Raw genomic sequence first — 19,802 nt, forward strand, 5'->3', positions numbered from 1 at the left:
ATTAAAATATAAATATGAATTCTCAAGACATTCGTTCTACTTTTTTAGATTTTTTTAAAAACAAAAAGCATAGCATTGTGCCTTCTGCACCAATGGTTTTAAAAGATGATCCAACCTTAATGTTTGTTAACTCGGGTATGGCACCTTTTAAAGAATATTTTTTAGGTAATGCACAGCCAAAAAATAATCGTATTGCAGATTCTCAAAAATGTTTAAGAGTATCGGGTAAACATAATGATTTAGAAGAAGTTGGTTACGATACCTATCATCATACGTTGTTTGAAATGTTAGGTAACTGGTCGTTTGGCGATTACTTTAAAAAAGAAGCAATTGCTTGGGCTTGGGAATTATTAACCGAAGTTTATAAAATAGATAAAGACATACTTTACGTCACTGTTTTTGAAGGTAGTGATGATGCAGATAACTTAGGTATGGATACCGAAGCTTATGATATTTGGAAAGAATATATAAGCGAAGACCGAATTTTAAAAGGAAATAAAAAAGATAACTTTTGGGAAATGGGCGATCAAGGACCTTGCGGACCTTGTAGCGAGATTCATGTAGATATTCGTTCTGCAGAAGAAAAAGCAAAAGTAGACGGTAAGTCTTTAGTTAACGAAGATCATCCGCAAGTGGTAGAAATCTGGAATCTTGTCTTTATGCAATACAATCGTAAAGCAGATGGAAGCCTAGAAGAATTACCAAACAAACATATCGATACAGGTATGGGATTTGAGCGTTTATGTATGGTCTTACAAAACAAAACATCAAATTACGATACCGATGTATTTACACCATTAATTAGAGAAATTGAAACCATAACGCACAAAGATTATGGTAAAGAAGATAAAATTGATGTTGCTATTCGTGTTATTTCAGATCACGTTCGTGCAGTAGCTTTTTCTATTGCAGATGGGCAATTACCAAGTAATAACGGAGCAGGTTATGTTATTAGACGCATTTTACGTCGTGCAGTACGTTATGGCTTTACTTTTTTAGATAAAAACGAACCTTTTATTTACCGATTAGTTAATGTTTTAGTTGAAAAAATGGGACAAGCATTCCCGGAACTAAAAGCTCAAAAACAACTAATAGAAAACGTAATTAAAGAAGAAGAAACTTCGTTTTTACGTACGTTAGAGCAAGGATTAACAATTCTAGATCGTATTGTTGAAACTGCTAAAGGAAAAGAAATTTCAGGTTCTAAAGTATTTGAGCTTAAAGATACTTATGGTTTTCCTGAAGATTTAACCGATTTAATTTTACGTGAAAAGGGATTCGCTTACAATAAAGAAGACTATAAAAAACGTCTTGAAGAACAGCAAAATAGAGGTCGTAAAGCTTCAGAATTAAAATCTGATGATTGGACTATTTTAATTGAAGATGAAGAACAAGAGTTTGTTGGTTATGATACTCTAGAAACTAACGTAAAAATTACCAAATATCGTAAAGTTACCTCTAAAAAAGATGGAGAGATGTACCAATTGGTATTTAACTTAACCCCATTTTATGCAGAAGGTGGTGGACAAGTTGGTGATAAAGGGTATTTAGAAGACGCTCATGGTGATGTGGTTTACATTTTAGACACCAAAAAGGAGAACAATGTAGCTATACATTTAACTAAAAATTTACCAGCTAATATTACTGAGAAGTTTAAGGCAACTGTAGACGCTAAACAACGTTACAGAACCGAGTGTAATCATACAGCAACACACTTATTACATCAAGCATTACGCGAAATTTTAGGTGATCATGTAGAGCAAAAAGGAAGTGCAGTGCATAGTAAATACTTACGTTTTGACTTTTCTCATTTTTCTAAAATGACTGTGGAAGAATTACGTGACGTAGAAAACTTTGTAAACGCAAGGATAGAAAGTAAATTGCCATTACAAGAACAACGTAATGTACCAATGGAAAAAGCGTTAGAAGAAGGCGCTATGGCATTATTTGGTGAAAAATATGGTGATGCAGTACGTACTATTAGATTTGGACAGTCTATAGAATTATGTGGTGGAACACACGTAAATAATACAGCAGATATTTGGCATTTTAAAATTGTATCAGAAAGTGCTGTTGCAGCAGGAATAAGACGTATAGAAGCTATAACAAACGATGCTGTAAAAAGCTATTTTCATGATAATAATCGTGCGTTTTTTGAAATGAAAGATTTGCTTAATAATGCTAAAGAACCAGTTAAAGCACTTCAAAATTTACAAGAAGAAAATACAGCCTTAAAAAAACAAATTGAGCAGTTGTTAAAAGATAAAGCTCAAAATATAAAAGGACAGTTAAAATCTGAAATTAAAGAAATTAATGGCGTTAATTTCTTGGCTAAAAAATTAGATTTAGATGCATCTGGTATTAAAGATTTATGTTTTGAATTAGGTAGCCAATTTGATAACCTGTTTTTATTATTTGGAGCAGAAAATAACGGTAAAGCAATCTTATCTTGTTATATCTCTAAAAAACTAGTAGAAAGTAAAGGTTTAAACGCAGGAACCATTGTTAGAGAGTTAGGTAAGCACATCCAAGGTGGCGGTGGCGGACAAGCATTTTTTGCTACTGCAGGTGGTAAAAACCCTGAAGGTATTAATGCTGCTTTATCTGCTGTAGAAGCTTATTTGGCATAATCTGCTTTTATAGATATATGAACTTACAAACCAACATACCACTTCAGGTTATACCTAATAACCAAATAGATTATAACTCTAAAGTGGTATTGTTAGGGTCTTGTTTTGCAGAAAACATTGCCGAAAAATTTAATTATTATAAGTTTCAGTATATAGTTAACCCATTAGGTATTTTATTTCATCCTTTAGCGATTGAAACTTTAATAAAAAAAGCATTAACCGATCAGATATTTACTGATAAAGATGTAGTATTTAATAACGAACAGTTTCATTGTTTAAATGCACATTCAATTTTTAGTAATCATTCTAAAGAAGAACTTCTTTCTACATTAAATGATACGATAGTTGATGCTAAACTTAAACTTAAATCAGCTTCACACATAATTATTACATTAGGAACTGCTTGGATATATCGTTTTCTAGAAAATCAACAAGTTGTAGCAAATTGTCATAAAATTCCTCAGAAAAACTTTAAAAAAGAATTATTATCACCTGTTCAAATAGAAAAAAGCCTACAAAGCTTAGTCTCATTAATTAGTCTAGTTAATCCAAAAGCTCAATTTATTTTTACAGTATCTCCTGTTAGGCATATTAAAGATGGTTTTATAGAAAATACAAGAAGTAAATCGCATTTAATTACTGCTATTCATGAGTTTTTAAGTAAAAATCATGAGTCCAAAAAACATAACTTAAACTATTTTCCTTCTTACGAGATTATGATGGACGAGTTAAGAGATTATAGGTTTTACAATCAAGATATGTTGCATCCAAGTCCGTTAGCAGTAGATTATATTTGGGATAAGTTTTTAAATACTTGGGTTTCTTCTAGTGCAAAATTAACTATGGAAGACGTCGAAGCTATCCAAAAAGGGTTGTCTCATAAACCTTTTAATGAATCTTCAGAAGCGCATCAGAAGTTTTTACTTCAGTTAAAAAAACGTAAAGAAACACTTAAAAAATCTTTCCCTTTTATTGATTTTTACTAAAATACGCCAAATGACGTATTTACATTTTTGTTGTTTTATTTCAATTTTGGATTATAATTTAAAACCGAAATTGAATGAAAAATCTAAAACTATTATTGTTGCTTGTTTTATTGAGTGTATCTACTCAATCTTTTTCTCAAGAAAAATTATCTTCTCCAGATGATGTAACACCTCAATATTTAGAAAACATTTTTAAAAATGCATATATAGATGTATTAGAAGTAAAGGACACTTTTGTAAAAATAAAAGATAACCGAACACTTTATTTAGATATTGATTCTCAAAAAAGATTTATAAGCATAAGTACTCTATATACATTAAAAGAAGGTGCTAAAAAAGATGAAATTTTAGAAGTATTTAATGCGATTAATAAAGATGTACTAATGATCAAGTGTCATTATAATGAGTCAGCGCATTCTGTATCTTTTTACTATTATTTTTGGATAGATAATGGTTTTTCTGACAAAACATTTGTAAGTGCCGTAAAGTTATTTCAAACAGGTGTGACTTTAGCAATAAGTAAAGATTCTAATAATACTATATTTTAATAATAAGCTATAATGAAAACAATCAATCTATTTTTAATTATTTTTTGTGTTCAATTATCATTGGCACAAAAAGCTGAGCAACCTAACAATTCTTACGATTTAGGTGCAACAATTAATGAAATGACATTAACTGTTGGTGGCATTTTAGTAGTCGCAACTAACGATGGTTTAGTTGGAATAAATCCAGAAACAAGTACGCCTACATTTACATTTAATAATTTTGGTAAGTTAACTCCAGAAGAAACCATTTTTGTAGAAGATTCTCCATATATCATTGTATCACAAGGAGCAGGCTCTAAATTTGCAGGTATTGCTAAAACAAAAAGAGCAGTTATTAATTACATAACAGGACAAGTAATTTTTAATTCAGATAATGATAATTGGAATCAAGTTTACACATGTAATATCTTTTTACCAGATAATAAATTAGTAGTTAGTGGTATCCAAAAAGTAGGTACAAAAGCCGAAAAAATGACACCTAAAGTTGCAGTTTACGATTTAAGCACACAACAATTAGATTATAGTTTTTTCTTAGATAAGCCAGGTAGAGTAGGTATATCAAAAGATTTTAGTGTTACAGGATTACCATTATTATTAAAAGATTTTTTAATCATTCCTACTGCGCAAGGCTTAATTGCAAAATCTCATACAGGAGAAGATTTATGGACAAACAAGATTAAAAGAGTAGCATGGATGGTGTCTGATAAATCTGAAAAAGAAATTTATGGTTTTGAAACCACAACAAACGGAAAAAACACAAGAATACATAAAATTGGAGCAGATGGAAAAGAGCTATGGCAAGACGATAGAAAAGTAAAAGGAATTGTATCTAATTTTGAAATATTACCACAAGGTATAGCTGTTGTTAGTAACAAAAGTGATGGCGGAGATAAAAGTGTATTCTCTCAAAAAAACGAATCTGAAATCGCTTTTTTAAGTGCTAGTACAGGAGAAGATCTTTGGGAAAAAGCACCAAAAACTAAAGGTTATGTGCAGCACTTTTATGTGCAGGATGATGGGATTTTATTCGGAATCCAGCAAGGAGGAATAAATAAGATTTCTTTTGAAGGAGAAACGTTATTTAAAAAACCATTAAAAACAGGAGAAAATATAATGGTTATGGCAAATTCTCCTCAAGGATTAATTTACATAACTAGCGAAGATGCAAATATTGTTAACCTAAAAACAGGTGAGCAAGTTTGGGATAAGCCATTAAAATATAAAAATTCAGCTTCTGTAGCGTCAACTTTTGATGCCGATAATAATAGATATTTAATTGCAGCAGATGGTACTATTTTTAGTATTGATGCAAATTCTGGCGATGCACAAGATTTTGCAAAAGTAAAATTTGACGAAAAAGAAGACGCTAACCAAATGGAGATGAGAAACGGAAACATTTACCTAGCCTCATCTCAAAATATGATGGTTTTAGATAAAGATGGTAACGAAGTGTATCATAAATACTATAAATCACCATCAAAAAGCGGTTTTATGAAAGCCTTATCTGGCGTAGTAGCTGTAGCGTCTACAGCACTAACTATGGCGCATTCTTATCAAGCAGGTTTAAATAAAACACGATACGGTAGTGCTAATAATCTAGATAACTACAATGATTATGGAAAAGAAAACAAAAGAGCTGCAGATATGTTTGCCTCTATAGCAGACGAGTCTTTTAAAATCATGTCAAAACGTTTTAAAGCAACTGCAGCTACAGAGAATTCACAATTCATTTTAACTAAATTAGATGATGGCGTTGGTTTAGTTAAAGTAAATAAAGATAATGGTAATGTAGATAAAGAAATTATTCTTAAAGACAAAAAACCAGAATATCAAGTAGACGAAGTAGCTGGTGTGCTCTTTTATAAAGCCAATAAAAGCACCATCTATGCATATAAATTATAGTATGTAAATACTAAAAACGCGCTATTAATCAATCTGTAAACACCAACATTTAAAATAAGTTTTACTTATAAGTTGGTGTTTATTTTTTTAGCTTTTTTGAAATTTAATATTTATCACTTTACTTTATAAGACTAAAACCAACATAAATGAATCGCTATTATTTCATTTTCTTTTTTATAGGATTTAATCTCTTCGCTCAAGATCAAAACACATATCTAGATAGTATAAGCAACCAAATTAAAACCCAAAAGCCAAAACAAGCTTTAAATACTATTATTGAAATTCCCTACGGAAGTTTTGTCGCAGAGCTAGAAAAGTCAGAACAATTGTTTAATAAAGGTATAGAACTATCTAAAAATATAAACGATAGTATTGCTTTAGGCGAAATTATGTTTAAATACGGTCAACTTAAATCGTATCAAAATAAATTTGATCAAGGGTTAGAGTACACTTTGCAAGCAATAAGAATTTTTGAACATCAAAAAAATAATACAAAAGCAGGTATAGCTTACGGTGGTTTAGGCTACAACTTAAAAACTAGAGACTTAGATAAAGGGTTTTATTACATGCAAAAAGGAATAAAACTACTAGAAATTGAAAATGATTTAGAAGGTTTAAATCCAGTATATGACAATTATGGCGTATTGCTAAGTATGGACAAAAAACTTGATAGCGCTTTATACTATCAATATAAATCTTTAGCTATAAAGAAGCAGTTAAAAGATAGTATAGGGCTTGGTTATAGCTACGCAAATATAGCTAATACGTTTGCCGAAAAACAAAACTATGACTTAGCTAAAACCTACGTAGATAGCTCTTCGGTTATACGAAATAAAATTGCAGATAATTATGGAATAACTGTAAACTACGTGCATATAGCAGAAATTTTTCAACAAGAAAAAAACTACATTAAAGCTATTGATAATTATAAAACCTGTGCAGAATTAGCTAATAAATACAAGTACAAACATTTAGAAAAATACTGTTATCAAAATATTGCTACATGCTATAAAAAACTAAACAAATACAAAGATGCTTTAGACTTTCATGAAAGATTTCAAGCTTTAAAGGATAGTACAGACAATGTAGCAACGCAGAATAAGATAGAAGAACTCCAAATACAATTTGAAACCGAAAAAAAAGAAAAACAACTAGCAGAAGCAAAATCTGATATATTAATTAAAGAAGCAAAAATAAAGAGAAAAACCACCTTAACTTATTACGCATTTGGTTTAGCTTTCTTTTTAGGATTAATAGGTTATTTAGTTTATAAACAACAACGCTTAAAAAACAAGCAAATAATTAAAGAAAACGAACTAAAAGAGGCTTTAATAAAAATTGAAAATCAAAATAATTTACAAGAACAGCGATTAGCTATTTCTAAAGATTTACACGATAATATCGGTTCTCAATTAACCTTTATAATTTCTTCTTTAGACAATTTGAAATATTTTGATTTCACCAAAGAAAAACTTTATAATAAGTTTGATTCTATAGGCAACTTTACCCGAAGTACAATTACCGATTTACGAGATACGATTTGGGCAATGAATAAAGAAGAAATTACTTTTGAAGACCTTAAAACAAGAACCACCAATTTTATAGAAGCAGCAAAAACCTCTTTATTAGGTATTGATTTTGAGTTTAATTATCCTAAGGATACAGATAATGTTAAGCTTAATTCACTTCAAGGAATAGACGTATATCGCATCATTCAAGAAGCAATAAATAATGCGGTAAAACACGCAAAAGCAACTAAAATTGTAGTTAATTTTGAGATAGTAAATAACGATTTGAAAATTTCGATTATAGACAATGGTATTGGGTTTGATCAATCAACTATAGAGGCTGGTAATGGTCTGTCATCTATGAAGAAAAGAGCAAATGAAATTGATGCAGATTTTGAAATGAAATCTTCCGACCAAGGAACAGAAATTACCATAAAATTTGAAATGTAATCTTTATTAAATAGGGCAATTGCCTTATTTTAAAAACTATTAATCTTTTTTAAATTTGATAGTCATCTAATGTTCAATATTTGCGTTATGAACTATCCAATTTTTATACTATTCTTAGTTACTTTAATATTACTTTTTTGGCATTTTAATGTTGTTAAAAAAGAAATACATCATCATAATTTAATTGTTCATGATTTTCAAAATAAGTTAGACAAGCAAACCAATCTAAAAGAGTATTTGGCTAAACAAAATTCAAAAATTAATATCAAAAGGATTAACATTAAAATATCTATAATTAAAAATCAAATTGAAATTTTAAAACAAATTTCAATTAATAAAGAGAGCAACTAAAATGAAAATAGCTATTATAGACGATAACAGTTTTTTAATTTCTTCTATAAAAGAGAAGCTCTCTTTTTTTGAAGAAATTCAGGTAAAATATACCGCCAATAATGGTGCAGATTTATTAGAAAAACTTGATAAAGACCATAATTTAGACGCGCTTTTAATGGATATAGAAATGCCTGTCTTAAACGGTATCGAAACAACATTAGCTGTAAAACAAAAGTATCCGCAAATAAAAATAATTATGCTAACGGTTTTTGATAATGACGAGAATATTTTTAACGCCATAAAAGCAGGAGCAGATGGGTATTTATTAAAAGATGTTAATCCACATGAGCTATTTAATGGTATTGTAGATACCTTAAATGGTGGAGCAGCTATGAATCCTTCCATTGCATTAAAAACATTAAAGTTACTCCGTAATCCAGTAGATTTTAAAGATGTATCAAAAGAAGAAATTAATTTAACCAACAGAGAAGTTGAGGTTTTAGAGCAATTGTCAAAAGGATTAAGTTATAAAGTTATAGCAGATAATTTGTTTTTATCACCTTCTACAGTAAGAAAACATATAGAAAATATTTACTCAAAGCTACAAGTGCACTCAAAATTAGAAGCCGTACAAAAAGCAAGGCGTAATAATCTGATTTAGAGGTTTTCAGTATATTTTGTAAGATAAAATCTACAAATAGTATCTTAAACTAAGATATGTTCTTTTGGTCGAAAAAAAAGATACAAACTCAAAGATAGTTCTAATTTTATAAAGCTATTAATCATATTTCACTATAAGCACCAGATTAATAAACTTATTAAGAGTTTGTTAAATCTGGTGTTTTTTTATTATCAATTTGGTAACATTTAAATCATTTAGCCTCAATAATATAAATTTATTTTTGCAAGGCTATTAATCTACATATAAAAAAGCATCTTTTGTTTATAGTAAACATTGGTGCTTTTTTATTTACCTTTAAAATATGAGAAAAATAGTAGTAGGAATATGCATAACTTTAATGGTTATATTTATCATAAATAAATGTTCTAATAAAGAAGAAATTCTTATTCAAGAACATTCTGCATTAATAGAAAAGCAAATAAAAAACGTTAGTAAGCTAGTTGTTACCGAAGGTAATTTTAGCGAAGTTTTTAGCTATAAAAATAGCAAAGCAGTATTTGGAGATTTAATAGAGGTTGAAAAAAAAGCACTAGTTGTTGTTAATGCAGAAGTGACGGTTGCTTACGATTTAAGTAAAATTGAATTTAATTTAGACGAAGAAAATAAAACACTAACCATTACAAAAATACCAGAACAAGAAATAAAAATTTTCCCTGAGTTAGAATATTATGATGTACAAGCAGACTTTTTAAATCCTTTTAAAGCCGAAGACTATAATGCTATCAACAAAAAAGTAAAACAGCAAATAACTAAAAAGATAAATGCATCTAATTTAAAATCAAATGCAGAGAATAGATTAGTTAGTGAGCTATCTAAATTCTATATTTTAACCAATAGTTTAGGTTGGACATTGCAATACAACCAAAAAGTAATAGATAAAGTAGAAGATTTAAAATTATAAGTCTAACTTTTTAGCAAGGTTAAGCCAACCGCCACCATTTATAGTCTCAACACCATTTTGTCGTAAAATAGCTGCAGCACTTCCAGATCGCATACCACTAGCACAACATGTAATTACAGGTTTGTTCCACTTCTTTATATCTGTTATTTTAGTAGGTATAGATTGTAAAGGAATATGCTTAGAACCAGGAATTGCACCAGAATCATACTCAGCTTTAGATCTAACGTCTAAAATAATAGCATTTCTATTTTTAAAATCGTTTAACTTTTCGTTTTTATTACCAAATAAGAAACCAAATAATCCCATAATTGTAGTTTAAATTTGTTACAAAAATACAAATTACAAATACTAATACTGTAACAATTGTTACTTGTATTTTAAACCCTTAAATTTGTAATTAAATAACTAAATTCAAAATTATGGCTCAAGCTTACGTCAAGCAATCACTTGTAAATCAAATAGCATTTATCGAATTTTTCACACCAGAGCACAATGCTATGCCAAGCCCAATTTTAAAAGAATTAGCGCAAGTAATCACCAACGCAGGTAAAGACGAAACTGTAAAAGTAATTGTTTTAAAAAGTGGTGGCGACCGTACATTTTGTGCAGGAGCAAGTTTTAAAGAACTGGTTGCTATTGATAATTTAGATGAAGGTGAGCAGTTTTTTTCAGGATTTGCAAATGTCATAAACGCCATGCGTACCTGCGGAAAAATTATAATTGGTCGTGTGCAAGGTAAAGCTGTTGGCGGAGGCGTTGGTTTGGCTTGCGCAACAGATTATTGTTTAGCAACCAAATATGCAGCTATTAAATTAAGCGAAATTAGTATTGGTATTGGACCATTTGTAATCGAGCCAGCAGTGTCTAAAAAAATAGGAGCAACCGCATTTTCGCAAATGACTATTGATGCCGAAAATTTTTACACGGCAGAATACGCTAAAGACAAAGGACTTTATGCAAATGTTTTTGAAACCATTGAAGAATTAGACCAAGCAGTCATCGAACTAGCAAATAAATTAGCAAGTTATAATCCAGAAGCGTTATCAGAACTAAAAAACGTACTATGGCAAAACACCGAAAATTGGGACACGTTACTTAAAGAACGCGCCAAAATTAGCGGTAAATTAGTACTAAGTAGTTTTACAAAAGAAAAGCTAGCTAGTTATAAGTAGTTTAACTTAAAACAGGTTCTTCATTTACAATTTTAATACCGTCATCTATTAAATGACCAATTTTAGGTCTGTTTTGTTTAATGGTTTCTAGATGGTTTAAAATAGAAGTACATAATTCTTTTTCATTTCCTTTAAAAGCTAATTCGTACAACTCTACAGGTAAAAGCCAATCGTTAGGGAATTTATCTTGTAACTGTTCTAAAACTTTAGTTCTAGAAATGGTTTTATTAGTACCTTCTCTATAATCTCTTACTTGTTGGTAAAGTGAAATAAGTTCAAGCTTTTCTGGTGATTTTTCCTCATGAATGGTATTGCTACTAATTTTATGAGAAATCAAATCGAAGCTATGTAAATCTGCAGGTCCAGAATATCCAGATATAACCTCTTTTCCTACAGCCATATCATACTGCCCCCATTCTGGTTTAAATAAAACCGTATCGTTATGTTTTACGGTACAGTTTTTAAAGCTTATTAATATAATTTTTCCTTGTAGGTTTCTTGTTCCGGTAATAATTTCGCCAGTTACGGTAATATTGCCTTCAAATTCAAGCGTTACTGTTTCACCTTCATAAATATCATATGCACGCAAATCTCTTGGCGACATATCTTCAATAGCAAGATTAATACCTTTTAATTTTCCTATTGGAGATCCAAAACCTTCGGGATGCTCTAAAGTACTATGTCCTACTAATTCTTTATCACGGTTTGCTAATGCAGTTTTACCAGTGGTTTGGATGTAGTGTACTTTCCCGTTAGTTTCTATAACATTAGTAAATACTCCCGAAATTTGTAAACCTGTACTTAATTCTATGGTACCTAGTGCGTTACTTTCTATTAATTTATTTACTGCGCTTGCGCCACCAGTACGTAATGCCATAGTGTTTGCAAACTCTTCTAAAACTAAACTTAAGTGTGCAAAATCTGGTGTGACAAATAGTTGAGGTTGCGGTTTTGTAATATCAAAATCCTGAAAAGTTGCTTCAATAGTATACGGTAGTTTTTTTACCTTATCGGTCATGCACCAAGCACTTTCTCCAATAGAAGATAGTAATCCTGCTCCGTAAATTTTTGGCTGTTCAAGCGTGCCAATTAAACCGTATTCTACAGTCCACCAATGTAAATTTCTTATTAAAGCCATTTCACTTGGTTTACCCATATTTTGTTGTAAATCTTCAACTTTTTTTTCGGCTTTATCAATCTCGTCTTGTGGCGTATTTGGCGCTTCTTTTATTATAGAAAGATGTCTTACAGCATCATATAATTCGTAATCTTTGGCGCTACTTATAGCTTTGCAGCCAATTTCTCCAAAACGTCTTAAATATTCAGCATATTCTGGATTTGCAATAATTGGAGCATGTCCTGCACCTTCATGAATAATATCTGGAGCAGGCGTATATTCAATATGCTCTAACTGTCTAATATCACTAGCAATTACTAAAACATTATAAGCTTGAAATTCCATAAACGCATTTGGAGGGATAAAACCATCAACAGCGACTGCAGCCCAACCAATTTCTTTTAAAATACGATTCATACCATACATATTTGGTATAGCATCAATACTAATTCCTGTTTGTTTTAAACCTTCTAAATAAGAGTTATGAGCTACTTGGCTTAAATAATCTACATTTTTACGCATTGCATAACGCCAAACAGCTTGATCAATTGCACTGTAATCCTCGTAGTTTTGAGGTTTTATAAATTGCGTTAAATGCTTTGGTAAACGGTCTAAAATCGGATTAGTTTCTATATTTTTTAAGCTCATTGTAATAGGGTTTGCTATTAGGTAAAAATACTAAAATTTACACTAAAAACAGAATGCTGTAAAACAGTATATTAGTCAATAAAAATTTTATTTTTGCATTAAAATAATAGCAAATGTTAACTCCTTTAAAATTTCAACCTTTATTTAAGTATAGAATTTGGGGCGGAAATAAATTAAAAACCGTTTTAAATAAAGACTATGATGGAGATTCTATTGGTGAATCTTGGGAAATCTCTGATGTACAAAATGATGAGACAGTAGTTGCAGATGGGTCATTAAAAGGATACACTTTAAAACAACTAATACAAGAGTTTAAAGGCGAATTTTTAGGAGAAAGCGTTTATAAACAGTTTGGTGAAGCTTTTCCGTTGCTTATTAAATTTATAGATGCTAAAACACCACTTTCAATACAAGTACATCCTAATAATGAATATGCAAAAGCACATCATAATTCCTTTGGGAAAAACGAAATGTGGTACATCATGCAAGCAGATCAAGACGCTAATATTATTGTAGGTTTTGAAAAAGAAATTGATAAAACACAATTTAAACAACATTTAGAAGATAAATCTGTTTTAGATGTAATGCATCATGAAAATGTAAAAAAGGGAGATGCATTTTATATTCCAACTGGACGTATACATGCTATTGGAGCAGGAGTTATGTTGGCAGAAATTCAGCAAACATCAGATGTCACTTATCGTGTTTATGATTATGATCGTGTAGATAAAACCACCGGAAAAACAAGAGAGTTACATACAGATCAAGCTATAGAAGTGCTTGATTTTAATGTAGAAAGTAGCTACAAGACTGATTATCAAAAAGAATTAAATACATCTAATAAATTAATTCATTCTCCATATTTTAAATCTAATTTTTTACCGATTAAAGGAGAAGTAAAAAAAGATTACAGTAATGTAGATTCTTTTGTTATTTACATGTGTGTTTCTGGTCAAGCTGTAATTCAACATCAACAAAAAGGTTACAACTTAAATGCAGGCGAAACTATTCTTTTACCAGCGTCTATAAAAGAAGTAATGTTAAAGTCTGAAGATACTCAAATTTTGGAGGTTTATTTTTAAGTACTAAACAAACAACTTAGTATATTTGCAGCATGATAAAGGCAACAACATTTTTATTTATAAGTACTCCAGAAGTGTTTTTCATACTCTTGGTGGTTGTTATGCTGTTCGGAGCTAAAAATATACCAGATATCGCTAAAGGATTAGGGAAAGGTATGCGTACACTAAAAGACGCTACCAACGATATTAAACATGAGATTACTAAATCTGCAGAAAATAATGGTATAGATACAAACATTACCAAAGAAGTAAACGAAGAGTTAAACAAAGTAAAAGACGATTTAGAGCAGTTTACAGGTTCAATAAAACGTAACAAATAAATCTTTTTAAGACATTTTCATAAGTGTCGCGCCATACTTTTATATCCTTTTTATTTTAGAAGAAAGTAGAAGAGAAAGTTATTTTTTAATCTCAGCTTTTTTAGTGCAATAGTATATTATACTTCAATGGGATTAATCGCTAGAATATATATTAAATTTTATACTAAACTTCTGTTTTTTTTTAGAGAATTCATAATTTTATAAGTTAATATTTGTTAATTATTTATATATTTAATTGATTAACCGATAAACCATCAATTATGAAAACTTTTCCCCTAAAGCTAGCAATATTTTGTTTAGCAATTGTTTTTATGCAATCTTGTCAAGAAGAAGAATTGTTTGATAACCAAACATTACAAGAAGAACAAGCAAAAGAACCCTTAACCGTACAAGAAATTAATAGTAAAATAACCGAAAGTTTAGAGACTACTGGCGATTTTGATTGGAGCCAAGTAGATGCACATACACTTTGGAGTGCAGTTACACACGGTAATAATATTTTAACGATAGGTTACGGTCAAGAAGATGAATATTTTAGTGAAGTAAAATCTGAAAGACTAAAACAAAACCTAGAAAATATTCTTCAAATTGTAGAAGCTACTGAAGGATATAAACGAAGCGAAAAAACATTGGTAGAGCATGATATTATTAATGTTGTTGATGTTCAGGTTGAAAATTTTGAAACAATAAAACGCTTAAAATCAATCAATGGTGTTAGGTATTTAGAGCCTAATGGATATAATCAATATTATTCTACTAACACAAGTAATCAACGATCTTTGTCAGATTCTGGATGTTCTAAAAATGGAGAAACTATAAATCCTGCACATTATTCTACTGTAGCGCCAAATAATGCGCAAGTGTCTTGGCACTTCTATCAGCACAATATTCCACAAGCATGGAACTATTCAACAGGATCAGGTATTACTGTAGGATTAATAGATACAGGTGTATCTCAATCTCAAACCTTATTAAATAGTTCTGGCTTTAACGACGGATATTCAAACGGTCGTTTTGTTCAAAAGTACGGGACATTTATAGATTCTTCTTGGTGGTGGAGTAGCAATTATGATGGTCCACATGATAAATGTGGTCACGGTACACAAATGGGGTCTACCATTGCTGCGCCACGTAACGATAACGGAATGCCAGTTGGTGTTGCTTATAATGCAAATCTTGTGGCTTACAGAGCTACGGAAGATGTAGTTTTAAATGATTATCACGAGCGTAAAGGTGTAAGTGATGCATTGACCCAATTAGGAAACAGAAGTGATGTTAAAATAATCTCGATGTCTATTGGTTATCCGTGGTCAATTGGTAACATAAAAGATGCTGTTAAATACGCATATAGTAAAGGAAAATTAATTTTTGCTGCTGGTGGAACATCTACAAACTTCACTAACTGGTATGGTGTTATTTTTCCAGCAACTATGAGCGAAACAGTTGCAGTAACTGGTATTACAGATGGCGCATATTATGAAACTTGTGATATTTGTCACGAAGGTGATAAAATAGATTTTACTATCGTAATGGAAGGTGATAATAATACAAGTAAACATCCGCCAGTTTTAGGGTTTTATAACGGACAACGACAATACACAGGCGGATCTTCTGTAGCTACAGCAACAACTGCTGGTATTGCTGCATTAGTTTGGTCTAAATATCCAAGTTGGAGTAGAAGTCAAGTCTTAAATAAACTAAAACAATCAGCACATCTATATCCAAATAAACATTCTAGTTTTGGTTACGGAACAATAGATGCTTTGCAAGCTGTACAATAATAAAGCTCTTTATAAATTAAAAAACCTCTCAATAATGAGAGGTTTTTTGTTTATATTAGTTATAATACGTACTTTTCAAAAATTTTATTTAATTCTTCTTCTGGCTTATTGGTTAAGCCAGAATGTGTTTTAGAACTTTGTATTACTGTGCTTCTTGAGGCTGCTAACCAACGAAATCTATCTGAAAGGTCAAATTGTCCAATTACTCCAGATGAAGGTTCGCCTCTACAAATTAATTCCCAAGATTTCAAATGATTATTGATGTCTTCTATGTCAAGTTCGCAAGAAAAAGCCTTTAACTTCTCATTATCTACATGATATTTAACATCAAGAAATTTTTTTCGTTTAGAGTATAAAATGACTCCAACATTAAAAAATTCTTCACGTTCAACCTTTGGAACGAATCTAATTATGGCATATTCAAAAGTGACTTTATCTTGCATTTTCGATTTCGTTTATTAGGGCATCAATGTTTGATAGTCTAGAAATTAAATAGCTCAAATAAGCAGTTCTTATTTGATTTGGGTTTAACGCATCAGATTCATTTAGTAGCCAATTTTCGGGTATTGTGTTAATAATGGTTTCTAACGTGTTTTTATTTAAGGCTTCAATAATTGTTTTTGAGGCTTCATCAAGACGTGTAGCATGTTTAACTAGTACATGATCTTTTATAAGAGGAAATGTTCTTGTTAAATGACTTTCCCAAGTAGCCCAATTATGATGAAAATAGAAGCTAGCACCATTATCAATAACCCATAATTCTTTATTCCAGTTAAGCAGATTTGTGTTTTTGGCTGTTCTGTCTATATTGCTAATAATACTATCTAATAATACAATTTTTGAAGCTGTTAAACTGTTAACATAAAACGCTAAAGGGTCGTAAGTAATAGAACTACTTAAATAATGTAATCCTAAATTTAAGCCTACACTAAATTTAAGTAAGTCTTGTATCTCTTCGTCAGGTTCCGTTTTGCTAAACGAATCGTCTAAATTCATAAACACTAATTCAGGAACTTTTAAACCAATAGCACGTGCTATTTCACCTCCAATTAATTCGGAAATTAGTGTTTTTTTTCCTTGACCAGAACCTCTAAATTTTAGTACATAGAGAAAACCGTCGCTAGCTTCAACAATAGCAGGTAAAGAACCACCTTCTCTTAAAGGTGTAATGTATTTTACGACATCAACAGTTCTAATTTCTAATGTATTCATATTATTTAAAAAGGTAATTTTCTACTAATAGTCAGTCCATCACGTATTGGTAGTAATACAGTTTCTATGCGATGGTCGTCTTTTAAAAGTGTATTAAACTCTAAAACAGCTTTTGTAGATGTGTCTTTTTCGTTTAAAGGTTCAACCACTTTTCCGTGCCATAATACGTTGTCGGATAGAATAATTCCGCCAGGGTTTAGTTTTTCAATAATTAAATGAAAGTAATTAACGTAATTAGGTTTATCGGCATCAATAAATACTAAATCAAATGTCATATCTAAAGCAGGAATAATATCTAAAGCACTTCCTGTATGCTGAATGATTTGATCTCCATAAGCCGATTTATCAAAATATTTACGCTGAAAATCATGCAATTCTTCATTAATATCTATAGTATGTATTTGACCATTTTTATCTAAACCTTCAGCTAAACAAAGTGTAGCATAACCTGTAAAAGTACCTAATTCTAAAATAGTTTTAGGATGTACTAATTTAGATATCATGCTTAATACACGACCTTGATACGGTCCAGAAAGCATAATAGGTTGTAAAATTTTCTGGTAGGTTTCTCTAGTTAGTTGTTGTAGTAATTCTGGCTCTTCTTCAGAATGAGCAACAACATAATCGTCTAATTTTTCTGGTAAAAAATACATTATCCTAAAATTCGCTTATATAATTTATCCTTTTCAGCTTGATCATTTCCGCAAAGCCAACGTATTACATTGTCTTCCCAAATTGCATCACGTTCGGTTTCATTAATAATATCTCTTTCTATAGCCAGATCTAATATTTTACCAGGATAAGAACTTTGTTTTTCGCTTTCCATTTCACCTAAAGGATAAGGATCGTCTAAACCCATTAAGACTTGTTTAGATGTTTGATTTTTAATTAATAATTGTAGTCCGCCAGTATCGTGTACCAATGTATCAAAGAAAATATTTGGATGCGCTACAGCTTTTCTTGGGTGATGTTTACCTTCAAATAAATCTGGTCTACCATCAAAACCTTGTATACGTCGTCCTAAATTAATCTGTGCCAATTGTCCGCCATGCGCAAAACAGGTTCGCATGTTTGGATACTTGTCTTGATAGCCATTTAAGGTTAAAAAGTGATATGCATCTGCACATTGTGCTAACATCCAAATCAGATGAAATCGCCACGATGTGTTTTCTAATTTGATAAATTTTTCACCATCATAAGGATGAATTTCAACAGCTAAATTATACTTGTTGGCTAATTCAAAAATAGGTTCGTTTTCTTCATCAAAAATACAACGCCAAGTCCCAATCGTATCCATGTAATGTGTAGGTAAACACAATAAACGCATACCTAATTCTTCCACACAGCGTTCAATTTCCCAACAAGCGCCACGTACAAATCCTGGATGCACTACAAATCCAGTAGTAAATTTACTTGGGTTTTCATGCTGGATTTTTGCATTAAAATCATTTTGAAAACGTAAGGCTTGCTTCATTTCTTCAACACGTAAACCATTACCATATAACTGAGATAAGTTTAGCACAATTGCATGATCTATTTTGTTGCGCTCCATCCATTCTAATTTTTCATTTAAGAAAAAACTAGAATCTGTAATGGGTCTATTCCAATCTTTTTGAAGCATGTATTTACGGTCTTTATCTACCCAAAAAATACCTTTATCTTTCATAAATTGCGGAATTTCTTCTGGGTAAGGCAGTAAGTGTGAATGACCGTTAATTCTTAGTTTGCGTCTGCTCATTTGTTTAAGGGATTACCAAATTTTAAATTTTAGTAACTGTTTTTGTGTTGGTTAGATGTAATTTGATTTATTTTTTAAAAGCGCCTTTTTTAACCATATCGTTATAACGGTCAAAAATAGCAGGCATATCAGTTTCTATATTATCAAGCATAAATTCTTCTTCATAAATCAGACTTGTATCTTCATCCGAGTACCATTGTAACTTATCCATAACACCTTCTGGTCTAGGGTATTCGATCACCAAACCAACAGTGTTTGCACTACGTTGAGGTGAATGTGGTACTTTTGGCGGTAACACAAAAATTTCACCTTCTTTAATATGAATATCTTTTGGTTTACCATCTTCAATCACTTTTAAGACCATATCACCTTCAATTTGATAGAAAAATTCAGGTGTTTCATTATAGTGATAATCTTGTCTATCGTTTGGTCCACCAACAACCATAACAATAACATCGGCATCTTTCCAAACCACTTTGTTACCAACAGGTGGTTTTAGTAAATGACGGTTTTCTTCAATCCATGCTTTAAAATTAATAGGAGGAAATAACTTGCTCATAGTATAATATTTTGGGCGTTACCCTATCGGGTCAGGCTTTACGCTATATCTTTTTTACTTGTTTTCGATACATTTTGCTCATGCTTCGCAAAACACTCAAACTGACGTAAAAAAGGATATCGCTTCAAACCTTCAGGTTCACGAACACATCTTTTTAAAAATGTATTGCGTGAGTAATCCTTAACGCAAATTCATCAATTCAATAAAATTAAGAATAATATTTTTGAAATATT

The 19,802-nt window shown here is 30.8% G+C and carries 19 protein-coding genes; 12 read left to right on the plus strand and 7 right to left on the minus strand.

What is annotated here, in order from left to right:
* Positions 1–14 precede the first annotated feature (14 nt).
* The 8 genes from alaS (at position 15) to WA340_RS00795 (ending at position 9,940) form a co-directional block, all read left to right on the plus strand.
* Positions 15–2,630, plus strand: coding sequence for an alanine--tRNA ligase (gene alaS / locus WA340_RS00760; RefSeq protein WP_336126885.1), 2,616 nt, complete (start codon positions 15–17; stop codon positions 2,628–2,630).
* Between the two features lie 17 nt (positions 2,631–2,647).
* Entirely contained in the window at positions 2,648–3,616 is a 969-nt protein-coding gene (locus WA340_RS00765; RefSeq protein WP_336126886.1) for a GSCFA domain-containing protein, read from the plus strand.
* 98 nt (positions 3,617–3,714) lie between these two features.
* The gene (locus WA340_RS00770) at positions 3,715–4,164 is read left to right on the plus strand and encodes a hypothetical protein (RefSeq protein WP_336126887.1); all 450 of its coding nucleotides are present in this window, start codon (positions 3,715–3,717) and stop codon (positions 4,162–4,164) included.
* A 12-nt stretch (positions 4,165–4,176) separates the two neighbouring features.
* A complete protein-coding gene (locus WA340_RS00775) occupies positions 4,177–6,066 on the plus strand; it encodes an outer membrane protein assembly factor BamB family protein (RefSeq protein ID WP_336126888.1) in 1,890 nt (629 codons plus the stop codon).
* A gap of 146 nt (positions 6,067–6,212) precedes the next feature.
* The gene (locus WA340_RS00780) at positions 6,213–8,024 is read left to right on the plus strand and encodes an ATP-binding protein (protein WP_336126889.1); all 1,812 of its coding nucleotides are present in this window, start codon (positions 6,213–6,215) and stop codon (positions 8,022–8,024) included.
* Between the two features lie 87 nt (positions 8,025–8,111).
* Positions 8,112–8,375: a hypothetical protein gene (locus tag WA340_RS00785; RefSeq protein ID WP_106676636.1), complete on the plus strand. Its 264-nt coding sequence runs from the start codon at positions 8,112–8,114 to the stop codon at positions 8,373–8,375.
* A 1-nt stretch (position 8,376) separates the two neighbouring features.
* Positions 8,377–9,018: a response regulator gene (locus WA340_RS00790; RefSeq protein WP_106676638.1), complete on the plus strand. Its 642-nt coding sequence runs from the start codon at positions 8,377–8,379 to the stop codon at positions 9,016–9,018.
* 322 nt (positions 9,019–9,340) lie between these two features.
* Positions 9,341–9,940, plus strand: coding sequence for a DUF4230 domain-containing protein (locus WA340_RS00795; protein ID WP_336126890.1), 600 nt, complete (start codon positions 9,341–9,343; stop codon positions 9,938–9,940).
* On the opposite strand, the gene WA340_RS00800 is transcribed toward WA340_RS00795, so the two are convergent.
* Positions 9,935–10,246: a rhodanese-like domain-containing protein gene (locus tag WA340_RS00800; RefSeq protein ID WP_336126891.1), complete on the minus strand. Its 312-nt coding sequence runs from the start codon at positions 10,244–10,246 to the stop codon at positions 9,935–9,937. The genes WA340_RS00795 and WA340_RS00800 overlap by 6 nt on opposite strands.
* A gap of 113 nt (positions 10,247–10,359) precedes the next feature.
* Between WA340_RS00800 and WA340_RS00805 the strand changes: the two genes are divergently transcribed.
* Positions 10,360–11,112, plus strand: a complete 753-nt coding sequence (locus tag WA340_RS00805) for an enoyl-CoA hydratase/isomerase family protein (RefSeq protein WP_336126892.1) — start codon at positions 10,360–10,362, stop codon at positions 11,110–11,112.
* A gap of 1 nt (position 11,113) precedes the next feature.
* Here the strand turns inward: WA340_RS00805 and WA340_RS00810 are convergent, their stop codons facing one another.
* A complete protein-coding gene (locus WA340_RS00810; RefSeq protein WP_336126893.1) occupies positions 11,114–12,877 on the minus strand; it encodes an aromatic amino acid hydroxylase in 1,764 nt (587 codons plus the stop codon).
* A 113-nt stretch (positions 12,878–12,990) separates the two neighbouring features.
* On the opposite strand from WA340_RS00810, the gene WA340_RS00815 reads away from it, so the two are divergent.
* The 3 genes from WA340_RS00815 to WA340_RS00825 all read left to right on the plus strand — a co-directional run bounded on the left by WA340_RS00815 (position 12,991) and on the right by WA340_RS00825 (position 16,060).
* Positions 12,991–13,959, plus strand: a complete 969-nt coding sequence (locus tag WA340_RS00815; protein WP_336126894.1) for a type I phosphomannose isomerase catalytic subunit — start codon at positions 12,991–12,993, stop codon at positions 13,957–13,959.
* A gap of 32 nt (positions 13,960–13,991) precedes the next feature.
* On the plus strand, positions 13,992–14,279 hold the full coding sequence (locus WA340_RS00820; RefSeq protein ID WP_336126895.1) for a Sec-independent protein translocase subunit TatA/TatB: 288 nt from the start codon (positions 13,992–13,994) through the stop codon (positions 14,277–14,279).
* 260 nt (positions 14,280–14,539) lie between these two features.
* On the plus strand, positions 14,540–16,060 hold the full coding sequence (locus WA340_RS00825; protein WP_336126896.1) for a S8 family peptidase: 1,521 nt from the start codon (positions 14,540–14,542) through the stop codon (positions 16,058–16,060).
* A 59-nt stretch (positions 16,061–16,119) separates the two neighbouring features.
* On the opposite strand, the gene WA340_RS00830 is transcribed toward WA340_RS00825, so the two are convergent.
* The 5 genes from WA340_RS00830 to WA340_RS00850 form a co-directional block, all read right to left on the minus strand.
* Positions 16,120–16,503 carry a DUF3037 domain-containing protein gene (locus WA340_RS00830; RefSeq protein WP_336126897.1) on the minus strand — a complete coding sequence of 128 codons (384 nt, stop codon included), beginning with the start codon at positions 16,501–16,503 and terminating at the stop codon, positions 16,120–16,122.
* Positions 16,493–17,272, minus strand: a complete 780-nt coding sequence (locus tag WA340_RS00835) for a HipA family kinase (protein ID WP_336126898.1) — start codon at positions 17,270–17,272, stop codon at positions 16,493–16,495. Before WA340_RS00835 ends, WA340_RS00830 begins: the two co-directional genes overlap by 11 nt.
* A 5-nt stretch (positions 17,273–17,277) precedes the next feature.
* Positions 17,278–17,925 carry an O-methyltransferase gene (locus tag WA340_RS00840; protein WP_336126899.1) on the minus strand — a complete coding sequence of 216 codons (648 nt, stop codon included), beginning with the start codon at positions 17,923–17,925 and terminating at the stop codon, positions 17,278–17,280.
* Positions 17,925–19,010 (minus strand): amidohydrolase family protein, encoded by a 1,086-nt coding sequence (locus tag WA340_RS00845; RefSeq protein ID WP_336126900.1) that lies wholly within the window; start codon positions 19,008–19,010, stop codon positions 17,925–17,927. Before WA340_RS00845 ends, WA340_RS00840 begins: the two co-directional genes overlap by 1 nt.
* 67 nt (positions 19,011–19,077) lie before the next feature.
* Positions 19,078–19,569, minus strand: coding sequence for a 3-hydroxyanthranilate 3,4-dioxygenase (locus WA340_RS00850; protein ID WP_336126901.1), 492 nt, complete (start codon positions 19,567–19,569; stop codon positions 19,078–19,080).
* Positions 19,570–19,802: the final 233 nt, after the last annotated feature.

Source organism: Mesoflavibacter sp. CH_XMU1422-2 (assembly GCF_037029245.1).
Taxonomy (GTDB): Bacteria; Bacteroidota; Bacteroidia; order Flavobacteriales; family Flavobacteriaceae; genus Mesoflavibacter; species Mesoflavibacter zeaxanthinifaciens.

What these genes read in the sequence shown, in the direction of transcription:
- alaS (WP_336126885.1), top strand. Translation starts at nt 15, where the DNA reads ATGAATTCTCAAGACATTCGTTCTACTTTTTTAGATTTTTTTAAAAAC.
- WA340_RS00765 (WP_336126886.1), top strand. Translation starts at nt 2,648, where the DNA reads ATGAACTTACAAACCAACATACCACTTCAGGTTATACCTAATAACCAA.
- WA340_RS00775 (WP_336126888.1), top strand. Translation starts at nt 4,177, where the DNA reads ATGAAAACAATCAATCTATTTTTAATTATTTTTTGTGTTCAATTATCA.
- WA340_RS00780 (WP_336126889.1), top strand. Translation starts at nt 6,213, where the DNA reads ATGAATCGCTATTATTTCATTTTCTTTTTTATAGGATTTAATCTCTTC.
- WA340_RS00785 (WP_106676636.1), top strand. Translation starts at nt 8,112, where the DNA reads ATGAACTATCCAATTTTTATACTATTCTTAGTTACTTTAATATTACTT.
- WA340_RS00790 (WP_106676638.1), top strand. Translation starts at nt 8,377, where the DNA reads ATGAAAATAGCTATTATAGACGATAACAGTTTTTTAATTTCTTCTATA.
- WA340_RS00795 (WP_336126890.1), top strand. Translation starts at nt 9,341, where the DNA reads ATGAGAAAAATAGTAGTAGGAATATGCATAACTTTAATGGTTATATTT.
- WA340_RS00800 (WP_336126891.1), bottom strand. Translation starts at nt 10,246, where the DNA reads ATGGGATTATTTGGTTTCTTATTTGGTAATAAAAACGAAAAGTTAAAC.
- WA340_RS00805 (WP_336126892.1), top strand. Translation starts at nt 10,360, where the DNA reads ATGGCTCAAGCTTACGTCAAGCAATCACTTGTAAATCAAATAGCATTT.
- WA340_RS00810 (WP_336126893.1), bottom strand. Translation starts at nt 12,877, where the DNA reads ATGAGCTTAAAAAATATAGAAACTAATCCGATTTTAGACCGTTTACCA.
- WA340_RS00815 (WP_336126894.1), top strand. Translation starts at nt 12,991, where the DNA reads ATGTTAACTCCTTTAAAATTTCAACCTTTATTTAAGTATAGAATTTGG.
- WA340_RS00820 (WP_336126895.1), top strand. Translation starts at nt 13,992, where the DNA reads ATGATAAAGGCAACAACATTTTTATTTATAAGTACTCCAGAAGTGTTT.
- WA340_RS00825 (WP_336126896.1), top strand. Translation starts at nt 14,540, where the DNA reads ATGAAAACTTTTCCCCTAAAGCTAGCAATATTTTGTTTAGCAATTGTT.
- WA340_RS00830 (WP_336126897.1), bottom strand. Translation starts at nt 16,503, where the DNA reads ATGCAAGATAAAGTCACTTTTGAATATGCCATAATTAGATTCGTTCCA.
- WA340_RS00835 (WP_336126898.1), bottom strand. Translation starts at nt 17,272, where the DNA reads ATGAATACATTAGAAATTAGAACTGTTGATGTCGTAAAATACATTACA.
- WA340_RS00840 (WP_336126899.1), bottom strand. Translation starts at nt 17,925, where the DNA reads ATGTATTTTTTACCAGAAAAATTAGACGATTATGTTGTTGCTCATTCT.
- WA340_RS00845 (WP_336126900.1), bottom strand. Translation starts at nt 19,010, where the DNA reads ATGAGCAGACGCAAACTAAGAATTAACGGTCATTCACACTTACTGCCT.
- WA340_RS00850 (WP_336126901.1), bottom strand. Translation starts at nt 19,569, where the DNA reads ATGAGCAAGTTATTTCCTCCTATTAATTTTAAAGCATGGATTGAAGAA.